Raw genomic sequence first — 14,492 nt, 5'->3', positions numbered from 1 at the left:
CAATGGACAACGACGTACTCCGTCAGGCACCGCTCTTCAGCGCACTCGACGACGAGTCGATGACGGCCCTGCACGCCTCGATGGCAGAGTCCAAGCTCCGCCGCGGAGAGGTGCTCTTTCACGAGGGCGACTCCGGCGACAAGCTGTACGTCGTGATCGAGGGCAAGGTGAAGCTCGGGCGCACGTCGTCCGACGGCCGCGAGAACCTGCTCGCCATCATGGGCCCCGGCCAGATGTTCGGCGAGCTCTCCCTCTTCGACCCCGGCCCCCGCTCGGCCACCGTCACCGCGGTCACCGACTCAGCCTTCGCGAGCCTGTCGCACGAGGACCTCCTCAAGTGGCTCGAGGGCCGCCCGGTCGTCGCCCGCGGCCTCCTCGCCCAGCTGGCCGGCCGACTCCGCAAGGCCAACGACGTCGTCGCCGACCTCGTCTTCTCCGACGTCCCCGGCCGCGTGGCGAAGGCCCTGCTCGACCTCGCCGACCGTTTCGGCCGCACCGCCGACGACGGCGTCCACGTCCACCACGACCTCACCCAGGAGGAGCTCGCCCAGCTCGTCGGCGCCTCCCGCGAGACCGTCAACAAGGCCCTGGCCGACTTCGCCAGCCGCGGCTGGCTCCGCCTCGAGCCCCGCTCGGTCGTGATCATGGACATTGAGCGCATGGCCCGCCGCGCCCGCTGATCTGGACGTTCCGAGCACGCACCTGGCCGCGTTGTCGTCGGTCGCCGACCCGCTCCGCTCAAAGGTCGCCTCCCTCCTCCGCCTTGCCAGGCACGCACTCGGACCGCCCAGATTCGGGTCAGCGCTCAGGCCGGCGCTTCTGGGGATGGATCGTCTCGTGACGGGCGAGCATGGCTACGTACTCCTCGATCCTGCGCGCCCGTGTGGCCTCGGTCTTCAGCGCGGTGATGCGGTGATAGAGGGCGTAACGGTTCCGGGAGGTGAGCACGTCGTACATCGCCTGCGCCTCGGGCACCGCGGCGATCGCGGCGAGGAGGTCGGGCGGGGTCTCGGCGGTGGCCGGACCGGCGTACGCCACGTCCCACCGCCCATCCGCCTTCGCCGCCGCCACGGCGGCCCTCCCGGCGGCGGTCATCCGGCCCTCTGTCTCGAGACGGCCGATGTGTTCGACGTTCCTCAGTGACCAACGGCTCTTCGGCCCACGCGGGGTGAACCGCTGGAACGACGACTGCTCGTCGCGCCGCCGGGCCTGGCCGTCGATCCAGCCGAAGCAGAGCGCTTCATCGAGCGCGGTCTGCCAGGTCAACGAGGTCAGCGTGCCGCCCTTCTTGGTCAGCACGAGCCAGACCGCGGGCGTGTCGGCATGGTGCTCCTCGAGCCAGGCCCGCCATGCGGGCGGGTCGGGAAGCAGGAGCTCGGCTCCGGACAGGATCGCCATGAGCCGAACACTAGGCCTCAGCGCTCGGCGAGGTAAGCCAATTGGGCTCGCACCGAGAGCTCGGCGGCGCCCCACAGGACCTGGTCGACGTCGGCGTACACGATCTCGACGATCGCCTGCGGGTCCGCAGCGGCCGGCGTGGTCGCCAGCCTCGCGAGGGCTTCCTCGACCTGGCCGAGGCGCTCGCGACGGTGGGAGATGTAGTAGTCGAGGGCCCGGAGCGCGTCGCCGATGACCGGGCCGTGGCCGGGCCAGACGTTGCCGATCCCGTGCTCGGAGGCCAGTGCGTGCAGGCGGTCCAACGAGTCCAGGTAGGCGCCCAGCTCACCGTCGGGATGGGCCACCACGGTCGTCCCTCGCCCGAGGACGGTGTCACCGGTCAACACCGCGCCGTCGGCCGGCAGCCAGAAGGACAGCGAGTCCGCAGTGTGGCCGGGAGTCCCGACGACCCGGATCTCCAGACCGTCGACCTCGATCACGTCGCCGTCGCCGAGCCCCTCGGTCCCGAGCCGGTACTCAGGATCAAGAGCCCGTACGCCGGCCCCCACCCGCTCGGCGAAGGCCCGTGCCGCCTCGGAGTGGTCGTAGTGGTGATGGGTCAGCAGCACCGTGGCCACCTCGCCGGCGGCCTCCGCGACGGCATCGAGATGCCCCTCGTCGAGGGGGCCGGGGTCGATCACGACCGACCGGCGCGCGCCCGGCTCGCGCAGCACCCAGGTGTTGGTGCCGTCGAGCGACATGATCCCCGGGTTGGGTGCGAGGATGCACTGCCCTCGCTCGCCGAAGGTCCCGCCTGACCAGGAGTCGTTCATGAGCGCCCCCGCCCGGACGTCAGCTTCGCGTGCAGCGGCATCATCGACAGGGTGTGGCCGCCGTCGACCGCTGTGACGGTCGGGGTGAACATCGTCAGGGTGCGGCCGGCGGCGTCGGCGAGCACCTCGTCCTCCGAGCCGACCGACGCGACCTCGAGACAGTTGAGGTAGGTCGGCGGCATCATCGCCAGCTCGCCTGCCTCGACCTGGGCGACCGCGTCGCCGACCCCCAGCCAGAGCACCGAGGAGGACTCGCTCGACACGTCGCGGGTCACCTGCCCCTCGGGCAGCCGCGCGACGAAGAACCAGGTGGCGAAGCGCTTCGGTTCGAAGACGGGCGTCGTCCAGGCGGCCCACGGCGCCAGCAGATCCGTACGCAGCACCAGCCCGCGCCGGGTCAGCAGCTCGGTCAACGACAACGAGCGCGACTCCAGGGCGGCCCGGTCGGCCTCCCACTCGTCGCCCGAGACGTCGTCGACGACGGCGTCGCCCGACGCGCCGGCGAGCAGCACCCCGGACTCCTCGAACGTCTCCCTCACCGCAGCGGCGACCAGCGCTCGCGCACGGGACTCGTCGACCCCGAGCCGGCGCGCCCACTCGTCGGCCGACGGACCGGCCCAGCAGGCGTCGGGCAGCTCGGCGTCGCGTACGTCCACACCGCCGCCGGGAAAGACGGCCATCCCGGCGGCGAACCCCATCGTCAGCTGACGACGGAGCAGGTAGACCTCTGGACCGGCATTCACGCCCGGCCGCAGCAGCAGCACCGTCGCCGCGTCACGTGGCTCGACCGGGGTGCGTACGCCCTCGGCGTACTCCCCGGCCAGAGCCACGACGTCGTCACCAAGCCGGACAGGAGGGATCGGGATGCGCACGCTCGTCACTGTAGCGACGCTCACACCCGCGCCCTACCCCCGTCCGAGGCTCAGATCTCGACGATGATCTCCACCTCGACGGGAGCGTCGAGGGGCAGGACCGACACACCGACGGCGGATCGGGTGTGACGCCCGGCGTCACCGAAGACCTTGCCGAGCAGCTCGGAGGCACCGTTGGCGATGCCCGGCTGGGCGGTGAAGTCAGGGGTCGAGGCGACGAAGCACGTCACCTTGACGACCCGCTTGACCAGCGACAGGTCACCGATCTCGGCCTTCACCGCGGCGAGAGCGTTGAGCGCGCACTGCTGCGCAGCGGCGACGCCCTCCTCGGGCGAGACCTCGCCGCCGAGCTTGCCGGTCGACAGCAGGGCGCCGTCCTTCATCGGCAGCTGCCCGGAGGTGAAGATGTAGTTGCCGGTGCGGAGAGACGGGATGTAGGCCGCCACCGGCGGCACGACCTCCGGAACGCTCAGTCCGAGCTCGGCCAGGACCTCCTCGGGCGCGCTCATGCGGAGACCTCCCGCTTGAAGAAGCCGACGTAGTTGCCGGTGCCGTTGTCGATGATGGAGACGAGCTCCCAGCCATCGGCACCGAAGTTGTTGAGGATCTGCGCCGCCGCGTGGTTGAGGATCGGCGCTACCTGGTACTCCCACTTGGTCATGTCGGCACCCTACTTCCCGGACCAGCGGACGGGCTTCCCGGCGACATGGTTTGACCTTCCAACCGACAGCCCGGCCCACTAGGGTCGACCCGTGACTTCGACAGAGCAGCTGAAGACGTACGTCGACACCTGGTGGTCCTCGGTCCAGGATCTCCTCACGCTCCTGGAGGAGCTCTCCGAGCCCGACTGGGACCTGGCCACCGACCTGCCCGGCTGGGACGTACGCGCCATCGCCTCCCACGCCGCACACCTCGAGGGCCTCACCGGCGGCGCACCCCGCGAGGATGCCGAGGTCCTCGAGTCCGAGCACATCAGGACGCCGATGGGCCAGTTCACCGAGATCGGCGTGATCACCCGGCGCGACGCCTCTCCGGCGAGCATCATCGACGAGATCCGCCGCTACGCCTCCGTACGCCACGAAGAGCTGCTCGCCTCCCCGCCCGAGGACCCCGCAGCGCCGGCACCCGGCGTCTTCGGCGCGATCGGGTGGACCACCGGCAAGCTGCTCCGCAACCGGCCGCTCGACCTCTGGCTGCACGAGCAGGACATCCGTCGCGCAACCGGACGGCCGGGCGACCTGGACACCGCCGGCGCCCTCCACACCACCGACTACCTGCTCGAAGGCGTCGGCTTCGTGCTCGCCAAGAAGGCCGGCGGCGCCCCCGGCTCGTCGGTCGTCGTCGAGGTCGAGGGCCACGCTCCGTACGCCTTCACGGTCACCAAGGACGGCAAGGGAGTTCCGCTGGCCACCCCGGTGACCGACCCCACGGTCACGCTCTCCACCGACCGCGAGACGTACGTTCTCCTGGCCGGAGGCCGCGCCTCCGCCGACCCCTCCAGGGTGACGATCACCGGCGACACGACCCTCGGCACCAAGATCGTCGACAACCTCAACATCACCCCGTGATGACGCGTCCCCGTTAGAGTCGCTGACATGAGTTCCGACTGGCCCCATGTGCAGTTGCATGTGGTGACTGGCAAGGGCGGCACGGGCAAGTCCACGGTGGCTGCGGCCTTGGCGCTCGGGCTGGCCTCCCATGGGAAGAACGTCCTGCTCTGCGAGGTCGAGGGCCGCCAGGGGGTGGCTCGGATGTTCGACGTCGACCCGCTGCCGTATGCGGAGACCCGGATCGCGACCGGGCTGCGGTTGCGGTCGCGATCGGGCGCCGACGCCGAGCCGGGCAACGTCTACGCCCTGCACATCGCCCCCGAGGAGGCTCTCCTCGAGTACCTCAAGATGTACTACAAGCTCGGCCCGGCCGGCCGCGCCCTCGACCGCTTCGGCGTCGTCGAGTTCGCCACCACGATCGCGCCCGGCGTCCGGGACGTCCTGCTCACCGGCAAGCTCTTCGAGGCCGTCCAGCGCAACAGCCGCAACAAGGGCGCGCGGACCTATGACGCCATCGTGCTCGACGCTCCCCCGACCGGCCGGATCACCAGCTTCCTCAACGTGTCCGAGTCCGTCGCGGGCCTGGCCAAGGTCGGCCCGATCAAGAACCAGGCCGACACGATGATGACCCTGTTCCGCTCCCGCCGCACCGCGGTCCATCTGGTCACGCTGCTCGAGGAGATGCCGGTCCAGGAGACCGCCGACGGCATCAGCGAGCTGCGCGCCGCCGGGCTCCCGGTCGGCGGCGTCATCGTCAACCAGGTGCGCCCCCGCGACCTCCCCGACGAATCTCTCGCCCCCGCCCTCGCCGGCTCCCTCGACGGCGACGCCATCGCCGAAGACCTCAAGCGCGCCGGCATCGAACCCGACCCCGCACTCATCTCCGCCCTCACCGACGAGGCGAAGGAGTACGCCGAGCGCCGAGCCCTCGAGGACGCCCAACGTGAACTCGTCGCCGGTCTCGGTGTCCCGACCTACGAGCTCAACCGGCTCGCCGGCGGGATCGACATCGGCGGGCTCTACGAGCTCGCCGCCGAGCTGAAGGATCAGGGGCTCGCATGACGTCACATCCACGTGTCGGCCCCCTGGCCGCCCACGGCGACCACACCCAGGCCCTCGAGGTCGACCGGCTCCTCGACGACCACAACACCCACATCATCGTCTGCTGTGGCAGCGGTGGCGTGGGCAAGACGACCACCTCGGCCGCCCTCGCACTCCGAGCCGCCGAGCGCGGGCGCAAGGTGGTGGTGCTGACGATCGATCCCGCCCGGAGACTCGCCCAGTCGATGGGCATCGCCCAGCTCGACAACACGCCTCGACCCGTTCCCGGAATCGGCCCGGGACGGCTCGACGCGATGATGCTCGACATGAAGCGCACCTTCGACGAGGTGGTCGAGTCCCAGGCCAGCCCGGAGAAGGCGCAGCAGATCCTCAACAACCAGTTCTACATCGCCTTGAGCTCGAGCTTCGCGGGCACGCAGGAATACATGGCGATGGAGAAGCTCGGCCAGCTCTACCGCGACTCCTTCGCCCACAACGGCGGCAACGGCGACTACGACCTGATCGTCGTCGACACGCCCCCGAGCCGGAGCGCCCTCGACTTCCTCGACGCTCCCGAGCGTCTCTCCAGCTTCCTCGACGGCCGCTTCCTACGCCTGATGCTGGCCCCCGCGAAGGGGCCCGTCCGACTCATGTCGGCCGGGATCAACCTCGTAACCAACGCGCTCAAGAAGGTCCTCGGCGGGCAGATGCTCACCGACCTGCAGACCTTCGTGACCGCGCTCGACACCGTCTTCGGCGGCTTCCGGCAACGGGCCCAGGAGACGTACGCGCTGCTCCAGGCCGACGAGACCGCGTTCCTCGTCATCGCGGCGCCCGAGCCCGACGCGCTCCGGGAGGCCGCCTACTTCGTCGAACGTCTCTCCGGCGACCGGATGCCCCTTCAGGGGCTGGTCGTCAACCGAGCGACCCTGCCCGACGACGCCTCGCTCACTGCCTCCGCGGCCGGCGCGGCGGCGGAGCGGCTCCCCGACGCGCCTCTCACCGCCGGGCTGCTGAGGCTCCACGCCGACCGCGCCCGCCTGGTCGAACGCCAGGATCAGCTGCGCGAGCGCTTCGCCGTAGCCCATCCGCAGGTGCCGACCGCCGTCGTGCCGGCGCTGCCCGGCGACGTACACGATCTCGACGGCCTCCGCGAGATCGCCCGACTGCTGGCCCAGGAATGAGTCGAGCCAGGACGTACGCAGGTACGTCCTGGCTCAACCAAGATCTTCAGCGATCCACTCGAGTAGGGGACGAGTGCTCACTCCACGATGGCACGGGTGCGCGCGGCCTCGAGCACCGCACGCCACGAAGCGTTCGGGCTGCGACGGAGCAGAGCACGACGCTCACGCTCGGTCATGCCGCCCCAGACACCCCACTCGATCTGGTTGTCGAGCGCCTCGGCCAGGCACTCGGTGCGGACGACGCAGCCGGAGCAGACCATCTTGGCCTTGTTCTGCTCGGCTCCCCGGACGAAGAGCTCGTCGGGCTCGTTCTCACGACATGCAGCCTGCAGCGACCATTCATCAATCCACATTGTGTGCCATCCCTTCGTCGGAGCGCTTCGCCCTCCCCAAATGACGGCGTGGGCGCCCGTGCGGACTAAAGGTTAAAGACCGCAACCTCTCTAGTGACACACCCTTCTGGCCCAAAGTATGTAGCCCGAAATGACTAGGAGGGTCCCAGGGACCCCCTTTGACCCACCTGTGCGGCGCCAACTGCGAATCATGTGCTATTAGCCGCGATCACCTACGATGACCAGCATGTCCTCGCCGTCGCTGCGCCCGCAGACCGTGCTCAAGCACCTCGCCGTCATGTGCGGTGTGGCAGCCGTCCTCGGAGTCGTCGCCGCAGGTCTGGCCATCCCCTTCGCCGGTGTGGCCGGGATCGCTGCCAAAGAGACCGCCGAGAAGATGGACTCGCTGCCGCAGGCCTTCGAGATCGACGAGATGTCCCAGACGACCAAGATCGTCGACCGCAAGGGCAAGCTGATCACGACGCTCTACGACCAGAACCGCGTCTATCGCCCGCTCGACCAGATCTCGTCCAACATGACCAAGGCGCTCCTGGCGATCGAGGACTACCGCTTCTACCAGCACGGCGCGATGGACCTGAAGGGCACGCTGCGCGCGCTGATCACCAACCAGGCCAGCGACTCGGTGCAGGGCGGCTCCTCGATCACCCAGCAGCTGGTGAAGACGACGCTGGTCTACTCCGCGAAGACGGAGGAGGAGCGCAAGGCCGCGATCGAGAAGTCGACGGCCCGCAAGATCCGCGAGCTGCGCTACGCGATCGCGCTGGAGGAGAAGCACTCCAAGGACTGGATCCTCGAGCGCTACCTCAACGCGGCCTACTTCGGCGACGGCGCCTACGGCGTCCAGGCCGCCGCCAAGCACTACTTCAACGTCAACGCCTCCGAGCTCAACTGGCAGCAGTCGGCGATGCTCGCCGGGATGGTGAAGAACCCCACCGGTTACGACCCGACCAACTACCCCGACGCCACCATCGCCCGCCGCAACGTCGTCCTCGACCGGATGGCCGCGCTCAAGGTCATCTCCCGCCCCGAGGCGGAGAAGACGAAAGACGCTGGCCTAGGCCTCAACGTCCAGAAGCAGCGCAACGGCTGCCTCGGCTCGTCCGCTGAGTTCTTCTGCGACTACGTGATCAAGTGGCTGCTCAAGGACCCCGCCTTCGGGGAGAACGAGACCGACCGGCTGGCGCTGATCAAGTCCGGCGGTCTGACCATCAAGACCACGCTCGACCAGCGCTTCCAGGACGCCGCTCAGGAGTCGGTCGAGGATCACGTTCACGCCACCGACCAGGCCATCGGCGCGCTGGCCATGGTCGAGCCCGGCACAGGTCGGGTCCGGGCGCTCGCCCAGTCCCGTCCGATGGGTGACAACAAGAAGAAGGGCCAGTCCTACCTCAACTACCTGGTCCCGAAGGAGAAGGCCGGCGACTCCAACGGCTTCCAGGCCGGCTCGACGTTCAAGGCGTTCACCCTCGCAGCGGCGATCGAGCAGGGCTTTCCGCTCAAGCAGCAGATCAACTCGCCCGAAGAGCTGACCCTCAACGAGTCCACCTTCGCCGGCTGTCCCGGGGACGGCAACCGGGTCGGCTCCCACACCTTCCACAACTCCACGACCTCGGGCAGCAAGGACGCCTACACCGGCACCCGAGAGTCCGTGAACACCTTCTACGCCCAGCTCTTCCAGCTCACCGGGATGTGCACGCCCTACAAGATGGCGCAGAAGATGGGTGTCAAGCTCACCGCCCCGTTCGGGGTCAACTTCGACGACGGCCACGTCTGCAAGCCGAGCGAGACTCGCTGTGGAGGCGCAGAGCGGGTGCCGACGTTCACCCTCGGCGTCGTGGACGTCAGCCCGCTGGAGATGGCCGAGGCGTACGCGACGTTCGGCGCCCGCGGGAAGCACTGCGACTCGGTGCCGGTCAACGAGATCCTCGACGCCAACGACAAGGTGATCAAGAAGTACGAGCCGACCTGCCAGCAGGCCATGGCCAAGGGCACTGCAGACGCGGTCAACGACATCCTCCGCGGCGTGATGGAGCCCGGTGGCTTCGGCCAGAACCTGGCCCTGTCGGTGCCGAGCGCCGGCAAGACCGGCACCACGCAGGACAACAAGGCGGTGTGGCTGATGGGCTACACGCCGCGGCTCGCGACCGCTGCGATGATCGCCGGGGCCAACTCGGCAGGCACGCCGCTAGGTCTTCAGGGCCAATACATCGGCGGCGACTACATCGCCACCGCATCGGGGTCGGGTTTCGCCGGCCCGATGTGGGGCGACGCGATGCAGGTGATCGACAAATACCTCAAGTCGGTGGACTTCCAGGAGCCCGACCCGAACGTGATCGCAGGAAACACAGTCGACGTCCCTTGGGTCGGCGGCATGACCGTTGAAAAGGCGACGAAGGTGCTGAGGAGCGCCGGCTTCCAGGTCCAGCTCGGCCCGGAGGCGTACTCCGAGTACGACCGCGGTCTGGTCGCCTTCACCACCCCGTCCGGCGACGCCGCCGAGGGTTCGCCGATCACGATCTACACCTCGCTCGGGCCGGAGCCGAAGCGCGACCCCAAGCCCGAGAAGAAGCCCGACAAGAAGAAGCCCGAGGACGACGGCGGCGACGACGACAAGCCCGGCAACGGGAAGCCGGCGGCGGTCGACGAAGGACCCGATTTCGGCTGGGAGTGGCCGAGCGACTGACGCCGCGCCCGCTCAACGACTGCGGCCCCCACCGATCCGGTGGGGGCCGCAGTGTTCTCCGGTGCTGCTCAGCCGAGCTGCTTGCGCACCTCTGCGGCGACGGCGCCACCGTCGGCACGGCCCTTGGTCTGCGGGGTCAGGATGCCCATCACCTTGCCCATGGCCCGCATCCCCTCCTCGGCGGCGCCGGTCTGGGCGATGGCCTTGCTGACCAGGTCGGAGATCTCCTCAGCGCTCAGCTGAGCGGGAAGATACTCGGTGATCACCGCAGCCTCCGCGGTCTCCTTCGCGGCCTGCTCGGTGCGGCCACCCTCGGCGAAGGCGGTGGCCGCCTCGCGACGCTTCTTGGCCTCGCGGGTAAGGATCGTGATGATCTCGTCGTCGGTTAGCTCCTTGGCCTCCTTGCCGGCCACCTCGGCCTCGGTGATCGAAGCCAAGACCATGCGCAGCGTCCCGGCACGGTCCTTGTCACGGGCCTTCATCGCAGAGGTCAGATCGGCACGGAGTCGGTCCTTCAAAGAGCTCATGGAACCCATTGTGGCAGGGTTGAGCCATGCGGCTCGCCTCAGTGATCGGCCCAGTAGTCGGCACAGCAATCGGCACCGGGCTCGCCACCGGCGCGGCCATGACGACGTACGCCCTGTGGGAGGCCCGTCAGTACACGCTGCGCCGCGTGAGGCTGCCCGTGCTCCCGGAAGGCGCGGACCCGCTCCGCGTGCTGCATCTCTCCGACATGCATGTGGTCCCGTCGCAGCACAAGAAGCTCGACTGGATCGCCTCGCTGGCCGCGCTGAAGCCGGACCTGGTCGTCGACACCGGTGACAACCTCGCCGACCGGCGGGCCGTGCCGGCGGTAGTCAACGCCCTCGGCACGCTGCTCGACGTGCCCGGCGTCTTCGTGCACGGCTCCAACGACTACTACGAGCCGCGGATGCGCAACCCGATCGGCTACCTGCTGCCGGACAGCGGCAAGCGGCGTACGAACGTGCCCGAGCTCCCCTGGCGTGATCTGACCGCGTCCTTCACCAAGTCCGGCTGGCTGGATCTCACCAACTCGCGCTCGTCGTTGACCGTCAAGGGCATCGAGTTCGCCTTCGCCGGGGTCGACGACCCCCACCTCCGCCTCGACGACCTGCCCGCGGTCGCGGGCCCCGCCGACCCGTCCGCGGACGTACGCCTCGGAGTCGCGCACGCACCGTACCTGCGGGTCCTGGACCAGTTCACCGCCGACGGCTACGACGCGATCCTGGCGGGTCACACCCACGGTGGCCAGATCTGCCTGCCCGGCGGGCGGGCTCTCGCGACCAACTGCGATCTCGACCCCGGCCGGGTGCGCGGGCTGCACACGCACACCCACGGTGGACGGCAGGCTTGGATGCACGTATCGGCCGGCCTCGGCACGTCGCCGTACACCCGGATCCGGATCGCCTGCCGCCCCGAGGCCACCCTCCTGACGCTCACGCCGCGCGGGTCATCTCGCCAGTAGGGCTCGATTACGGATCCGGGAAGCCTCTGGGCTATGCTCAACTCTCGTTGGACCGTTGATCGGTGCAGCATTCGGGTTGTAGCGCAGCTTGGTAGCGCACCTCGTTCGGGACGAGGGGGCCGCAGGTTCAAATCCTGTCAACCCGACAGTGAGTTCAGGCTCGGAGATCACCAGATCTCCGGGCCTGAACCTGTTTTTGACCGAGTAGTGTCGACGACATGAGCTTCGACACTCGCAACGGCACTCGCGGCGCCAGGCAGCCCACCGCCAACCCTCTCCTGAAGCTGGGCAACAGGCTGATGATGCGCCGGGCCCGCAAGAGCAACTCGACGACGGCCGGGATGCGACTGCTCGTGCTCACCACGATCGGCAAGAAGAGCGGCGAACCGCGCTCGTCGCCGCTCGCCTGGTTCCCCGGCGACGACGGCACCTGGCTGGTGGTCGCCTCGGCAGGCGGCGCGGTGAAGAACCCGGCGTGGTACTACAACCTCGCCGCCCACCCGGATCGCGTGACGATCGAGCTCGGCGGTGAGACGATCCCCGTGGTCGCCGAGCAGATCCATGGCGAGGAGCGCGCACGCGTCTGGGCCGCGATCGTCGACTCGGCCGCCAACTTCGGGAGCTACGAGGAGAAGACCGACCGCGAGATCCCGGTCATCCGTCTGACCCGCGCTTGAGTTCGGTCGTCCTGGGTTCAATTGTGGCGTACGGCATGCGAAACTGCCCCTCATGACCAACGACCCCGCCGACAAGCTCGCCGCGCCGTCGTTCGGCTTCAAGAAGAAGCGTGCGGGTATGAAGCCGGCCGACGCCAAGCCTGAGAACGAGAAGCCTTCGGCTCAGCAGGGTTCCGCGGAGAAGACCCAGGTGCTGGAGAAGACGGCACCGCCCGTCGTCGCGCCCGAGCCGCCGGCGAAGAAGGCTGTCGAGAAGCCCGCGCAGAAGCAGAGAGCCCCGAAGCCTCCGAAACCGGTGCGGGAACCGAAGGCCAAGACCCCTCGAGCGCCCAAGACTCCTCGAGCGCCCAAGGCAGCCAAGGAGCCCAAGACGGCCAAGGCCCCGAGCCAACGGCGGCTGAAGCTCGCCACCCCGACCGGCATGTCGGCGGCCGTCATGATCGGCGCCATCGTCGGCGCGTTCATGACCCTGGCGATCTGGCTCAGCGGCACCGTGAGCCAGTGGACGCGCGGCACCTCGTCGCTCGGCGACAAGGGCGCGATCATCCTCATCGCCGTCTTCGTCCTCGCGGTCGTCGTCGGCGGCTACCTCCTCCGCCTGACCGGCGCCCGTTCCCCCTTCACGATCAGCTTCCTCGGCTCAGCCCTCGTCGCCGTGGTCTCGATGCTCTTCCTCACCGAGCTCTTCGACAACGCCTGGGCCGTGATCATCGCCGTGATCCTCAACGCCGCCGCGTACGCCCTCTCCTACTGGGTCACCACGACCTACATCGACTGACAAGCCCCACGTCGAGGCGTCACCCGCGTCGGCCGAGGCGTCACTCCCGTCGGCCGAGGTGGCACCGTGATGCCATCTCGGCCGACGTACGTGACGTCTCGTCAGAGGGCGGCGGCTACCAGCTCGGCGATCTGGACGGTGTTGAGCGCAGCACCCTTGCGGAGGTTGTCGTTGGAGATGAACAGGGCGAGGCCACGGTTGTCCGGGACACCCTCGTCCTGGCGGATGCGGCCGACGTAGGAGGGATCCTTGCCGGCGGCGTGCAGAGGCGTGGGTACGTCGCGGAGCTCGACACCGGGGGCGTTCGCCAGGATCTCGGTGGCGCGCTCGGGGGTCAGCGGCGAGGAGAACTCGGCGTTGACCGCGAGCGAGTGGCCGGTGACGACCGGGACGCGGACACAGATGCCGGAGACCCGCAGGTCGGGCAGGGCGAGGATCTTGCGGGACTCGTTGCGGAGCTTCTGCTCCTCGCCGGTCTCGTTGAGGCCGTCCTCCACCAGCGAACCGGCGTAGGGAAGGACGTTGTAGGCGATCGTCTCGACGTACTTGTCCGGCTCCGGGAACGCGATGGCGGACCCGTCGTAGGCGAGCTCACGGGCCTTGTCGCCGGCGGCCGCGATGCCGTTGACGAGCTCCTCGACGCCGGCGACGCCGGAGCCCGAGACGGCCTGGTAGGTCGACACGATGAGGCGTTCGAGCCCGGCTTCGTCGTGGAGCACCTTGAGCGCCGGCATCGCCGCCATCGTGGTGCAGTTGGGGTTGGCGATGATGCCCTGGCGGGCCTCGATGACCCCGGCCATGGCCGACGGGTTGACCTCGGAGACGACCAGCGGGATCGACGGGTCCTTGCGCCAGGCCGAGGAGTTGTCGATGACGATGACGCCGGCGTCGGCGAACTTCGGCGCCAGCGCCTTCGAGGTGGCGCCGCCGGCGGAGAAGATCGCGATGTCGAGGCCCGACGGGTCGGCGGTGGCAGCATCCTCGACGACGACCGATCGGTCGCCGAACTCGATGGTCTTGCCCGCCGAGCGAGCCGAGGCGAAGAAACGGACCTCGCCGAGCGGGAAGCCGCGCTCGAGCAGGATCTGACGTACGGCGACGCCCACCTGCCCGGTGGCTCCCACGATTCCCAGATTGACACTCATCGGCCGGTCCCTCCGTAGACGATGGCCTCTACGTCGCTGTCGAGGCCGAATGCTCTGTGTGCGGCGCGCACCGCGCGGTCGAGGTCGTCGGCGTTGACGAGCACCGAGACCCGGATCTCCGAGGTCGAGACCATCCTGATCAGGACCCCGTCGGCGGCAAGCGCCGCGAAGAACTTCGCGGTGATCCCCGGATGCGTACGCATCCCGGCGCCGACGATGGAGAGCTTGCCGACCTGCTCGTCGATGACCGGGTCGGAGAAGTCGACCTCGGCCTGGATGTCACCGAGAGCGGCGCGAGCCTTCTTCACGTCCGCGCGGGGCAGCGTGAACGAGATGTCCGTACGCCCCGTCTCCTTCGCCGACACGTTCTGCACGATCATGTCGATGTTGATGCCGTTGTCGGCGATGGTGTCGAAGATGCGGGCGGCCTTGCCCGGCTCGTCAGTGACACCGGCAACGGTGATCTTGGCTTCGCCGCGGTCGTGGGCGACACCGACGATCTCCGGGGTGTCC

The 14,492-nt window shown here is 68.9% G+C and carries 17 protein-coding genes and 1 tRNA gene; 9 read left to right on the top strand and 9 right to left on the bottom strand.

Annotated features, from left to right (window positions below; genetic code table 11):
• Window positions 1-2: 2 nt before the first annotated feature.
• Window positions 3-680 carry a Crp/Fnr family transcriptional regulator gene (locus tag BJ988_RS26225; RefSeq protein ID WP_179660774.1) on the top strand — a complete coding sequence of 226 codons (678 nt, stop codon included), beginning with the start codon at window positions 3-5 and terminating at the stop codon, window positions 678-680.
• A 118-nt stretch (window positions 681-798) separates the two neighbouring features.
• Here the strand turns inward: BJ988_RS26225 and BJ988_RS26220 are convergent, their stop codons facing one another.
• The 5 genes from BJ988_RS26220 to sp36 are packed head-to-tail and all read right to left on the bottom strand — an operon-like array spanning window position 799 to window position 3,743.
• Window positions 799-1,398 (bottom strand): YdeI/OmpD-associated family protein, encoded by a 600-nt coding sequence (locus BJ988_RS26220; RefSeq protein ID WP_179660773.1) that lies wholly within the window; start codon window positions 1,396-1,398, stop codon window positions 799-801.
• Between the two features lie 17 nt (window positions 1,399-1,415).
• Window positions 1,416-2,210: an MBL fold metallo-hydrolase gene (locus tag BJ988_RS26215; protein ID WP_179660772.1), complete on the bottom strand. Its 795-nt coding sequence runs from the start codon at window positions 2,208-2,210 to the stop codon at window positions 1,416-1,418.
• Entirely contained in the window at window positions 2,207-3,082 is an 876-nt protein-coding gene (locus BJ988_RS26210) for an NUDIX hydrolase (protein ID WP_179660771.1), read from the bottom strand. Before BJ988_RS26210 ends, BJ988_RS26215 begins: the two co-directional genes overlap by 4 nt.
• Window positions 3,083-3,132: 50 nt before the next feature.
• A complete protein-coding gene (locus BJ988_RS26205) occupies window positions 3,133-3,591 on the bottom strand; it encodes a RidA family protein (RefSeq protein WP_179660770.1) in 459 nt (152 codons plus the stop codon).
• Window positions 3,588-3,743 (bottom strand): Sp36 family protein, encoded by a 156-nt coding sequence (gene sp36, locus BJ988_RS26200; RefSeq protein WP_179660769.1) that lies wholly within the window; start codon window positions 3,741-3,743, stop codon window positions 3,588-3,590. Before sp36 ends, BJ988_RS26205 begins: the two co-directional genes overlap by 4 nt.
• Window positions 3,744-3,834: 91 nt before the next feature.
• Between sp36 and BJ988_RS26195 the strand changes: the two genes are divergently transcribed.
• Genes BJ988_RS26195 through bagB form a run of 3 tightly spaced genes read left to right on the top strand, consistent with a single transcriptional unit; the run spans window position 3,835 to window position 6,857 of the window.
• Window positions 3,835-4,650 carry a maleylpyruvate isomerase family mycothiol-dependent enzyme gene (locus BJ988_RS26195; RefSeq protein ID WP_179660768.1) on the top strand — a complete coding sequence of 272 codons (816 nt, stop codon included), beginning with the start codon at window positions 3,835-3,837 and terminating at the stop codon, window positions 4,648-4,650.
• A gap of 27 nt (window positions 4,651-4,677) precedes the next feature.
• Window positions 4,678-5,694 carry an ATPase BagA gene (gene bagA, locus BJ988_RS26190; RefSeq protein ID WP_179660767.1) on the top strand — a complete coding sequence of 339 codons (1,017 nt, stop codon included), beginning with the start codon at window positions 4,678-4,680 and terminating at the stop codon, window positions 5,692-5,694.
• Window positions 5,691-6,857 (top strand): ArsA family ATPase, encoded by a 1,167-nt coding sequence (gene bagB / locus BJ988_RS26185; RefSeq protein WP_179660766.1) that lies wholly within the window; start codon window positions 5,691-5,693, stop codon window positions 6,855-6,857. Before bagA ends, bagB begins: the two co-directional genes overlap by 4 nt.
• A gap of 77 nt (window positions 6,858-6,934) precedes the next feature.
• On the opposite strand, the gene BJ988_RS26180 is transcribed toward bagB, so the two are convergent.
• Complete coding sequence (locus tag BJ988_RS26180) at window positions 6,935-7,210, bottom strand: WhiB family transcriptional regulator (RefSeq protein ID WP_179660765.1); 276 nt, start codon at window positions 7,208-7,210, stop codon at window positions 6,935-6,937.
• Between the two features lie 226 nt (window positions 7,211-7,436).
• On the opposite strand from BJ988_RS26180, the gene BJ988_RS26175 reads away from it, so the two are divergent.
• A complete protein-coding gene (locus tag BJ988_RS26175; RefSeq protein ID WP_179660764.1) occupies window positions 7,437-9,893 on the top strand; it encodes a transglycosylase domain-containing protein in 2,457 nt (818 codons plus the stop codon).
• A gap of 68 nt (window positions 9,894-9,961) precedes the next feature.
• Here the strand turns inward: BJ988_RS26175 and BJ988_RS26170 are convergent, their stop codons facing one another.
• Window positions 9,962-10,420, bottom strand: a complete 459-nt coding sequence (locus tag BJ988_RS26170; protein ID WP_179660763.1) for a GatB/YqeY domain-containing protein — start codon at window positions 10,418-10,420, stop codon at window positions 9,962-9,964.
• 26 nt (window positions 10,421-10,446) lie between these two features.
• Here BJ988_RS26170 and BJ988_RS26165 point away from each other — a divergent pair, with 26 nt between their 5' ends.
• From BJ988_RS26165 to BJ988_RS26150, 4 genes are all read left to right on the top strand, one after another.
• Entirely contained in the window at window positions 10,447-11,379 is a 933-nt protein-coding gene (locus BJ988_RS26165) for a metallophosphoesterase (protein WP_179660762.1), read from the top strand.
• 72 nt (window positions 11,380-11,451) lie between these two features.
• A tRNA-Pro gene (locus BJ988_RS26160) sits at window positions 11,452-11,525 on the top strand.
• Between the two features lie 72 nt (window positions 11,526-11,597).
• Window positions 11,598-12,056 carry a nitroreductase/quinone reductase family protein gene (locus BJ988_RS26155; protein WP_179660761.1) on the top strand — a complete coding sequence of 153 codons (459 nt, stop codon included), beginning with the start codon at window positions 11,598-11,600 and terminating at the stop codon, window positions 12,054-12,056.
• Between the two features lie 52 nt (window positions 12,057-12,108).
• Entirely contained in the window at window positions 12,109-12,834 is a 726-nt protein-coding gene (locus BJ988_RS26150; RefSeq protein ID WP_179660760.1) for a hypothetical protein, read from the top strand.
• Between the two features lie 101 nt (window positions 12,835-12,935).
• Here BJ988_RS26150 and BJ988_RS26145 read toward each other — a convergent pair whose 3' ends face one another.
• Together BJ988_RS26145 and BJ988_RS31150 are read right to left on the bottom strand one after the other, a co-directional pair.
• Entirely contained in the window at window positions 12,936-13,979 is a 1,044-nt protein-coding gene (locus BJ988_RS26145) for an aspartate-semialdehyde dehydrogenase (RefSeq protein ID WP_179660759.1), read from the bottom strand.
• Window positions 13,976-14,386: an ACT domain-containing protein gene (locus BJ988_RS31150; RefSeq protein ID WP_425490922.1), complete on the bottom strand. Its 411-nt coding sequence runs from the start codon at window positions 14,384-14,386 to the stop codon at window positions 13,976-13,978. Before BJ988_RS31150 ends, BJ988_RS26145 begins: the two co-directional genes overlap by 4 nt.
• Window positions 14,387-14,492: the final 106 nt, after the last annotated feature.

Origin of the sequence: Nocardioides panzhihuensis, assembly GCF_013408335.1 — a bacterium.
Classification (GTDB): domain Bacteria; phylum Actinomycetota; class Actinomycetes; order Propionibacteriales; family Nocardioidaceae; genus Nocardioides; species Nocardioides panzhihuensis.
Note: the sequence above shows the minus strand (reverse complement) of the source record. Positions and strands in the feature narration are given on the sequence as shown.

Excerpts from the sequence above, each read along its gene's own strand:
- BJ988_RS26155 (WP_179660761.1), top strand. The coding sequence starts at position 11,598 with ATGAGCTTCGACACTCGCAACGGCACTCGCGGCGCCAGGCAGCCCACC.
- bagB (WP_179660766.1), top strand. The coding sequence starts at position 5,691 with ATGACGTCACATCCACGTGTCGGCCCCCTGGCCGCCCACGGCGACCAC.
- BJ988_RS26205 (WP_179660770.1), bottom strand. The coding sequence starts at position 3,591 with ATGAGCGCGCCCGAGGAGGTCCTGGCCGAGCTCGGACTGAGCGTTCCG.
- BJ988_RS26150 (WP_179660760.1), top strand. The coding sequence starts at position 12,109 with ATGACCAACGACCCCGCCGACAAGCTCGCCGCGCCGTCGTTCGGCTTC.
- bagA (WP_179660767.1), top strand. The coding sequence starts at position 4,678 with ATGAGTTCCGACTGGCCCCATGTGCAGTTGCATGTGGTGACTGGCAAG.
- BJ988_RS26170 (WP_179660763.1), bottom strand. The coding sequence starts at position 10,420 with ATGAGCTCTTTGAAGGACCGACTCCGTGCCGATCTGACCTCTGCGATG.
- sp36 (WP_179660769.1), bottom strand. The coding sequence starts at position 3,743 with ATGACCAAGTGGGAGTACCAGGTAGCGCCGATCCTCAACCACGCGGCG.
- BJ988_RS26175 (WP_179660764.1), top strand. The coding sequence starts at position 7,437 with ATGTCCTCGCCGTCGCTGCGCCCGCAGACCGTGCTCAAGCACCTCGCC.
- BJ988_RS26180 (WP_179660765.1), bottom strand. The coding sequence starts at position 7,210 with ATGTGGATTGATGAATGGTCGCTGCAGGCTGCATGTCGTGAGAACGAG.
- BJ988_RS26215 (WP_179660772.1), bottom strand. The coding sequence starts at position 2,210 with ATGAACGACTCCTGGTCAGGCGGGACCTTCGGCGAGCGAGGGCAGTGC.
- BJ988_RS26220 (WP_179660773.1), bottom strand. The coding sequence starts at position 1,398 with ATGGCGATCCTGTCCGGAGCCGAGCTCCTGCTTCCCGACCCGCCCGCA.
- BJ988_RS26225 (WP_179660774.1), top strand. The coding sequence starts at position 3 with ATGGACAACGACGTACTCCGTCAGGCACCGCTCTTCAGCGCACTCGAC.
- BJ988_RS26165 (WP_179660762.1), top strand. The coding sequence starts at position 10,447 with ATGCGGCTCGCCTCAGTGATCGGCCCAGTAGTCGGCACAGCAATCGGC.
- BJ988_RS26145 (WP_179660759.1), bottom strand. The coding sequence starts at position 13,979 with ATGAGTGTCAATCTGGGAATCGTGGGAGCCACCGGGCAGGTGGGCGTC.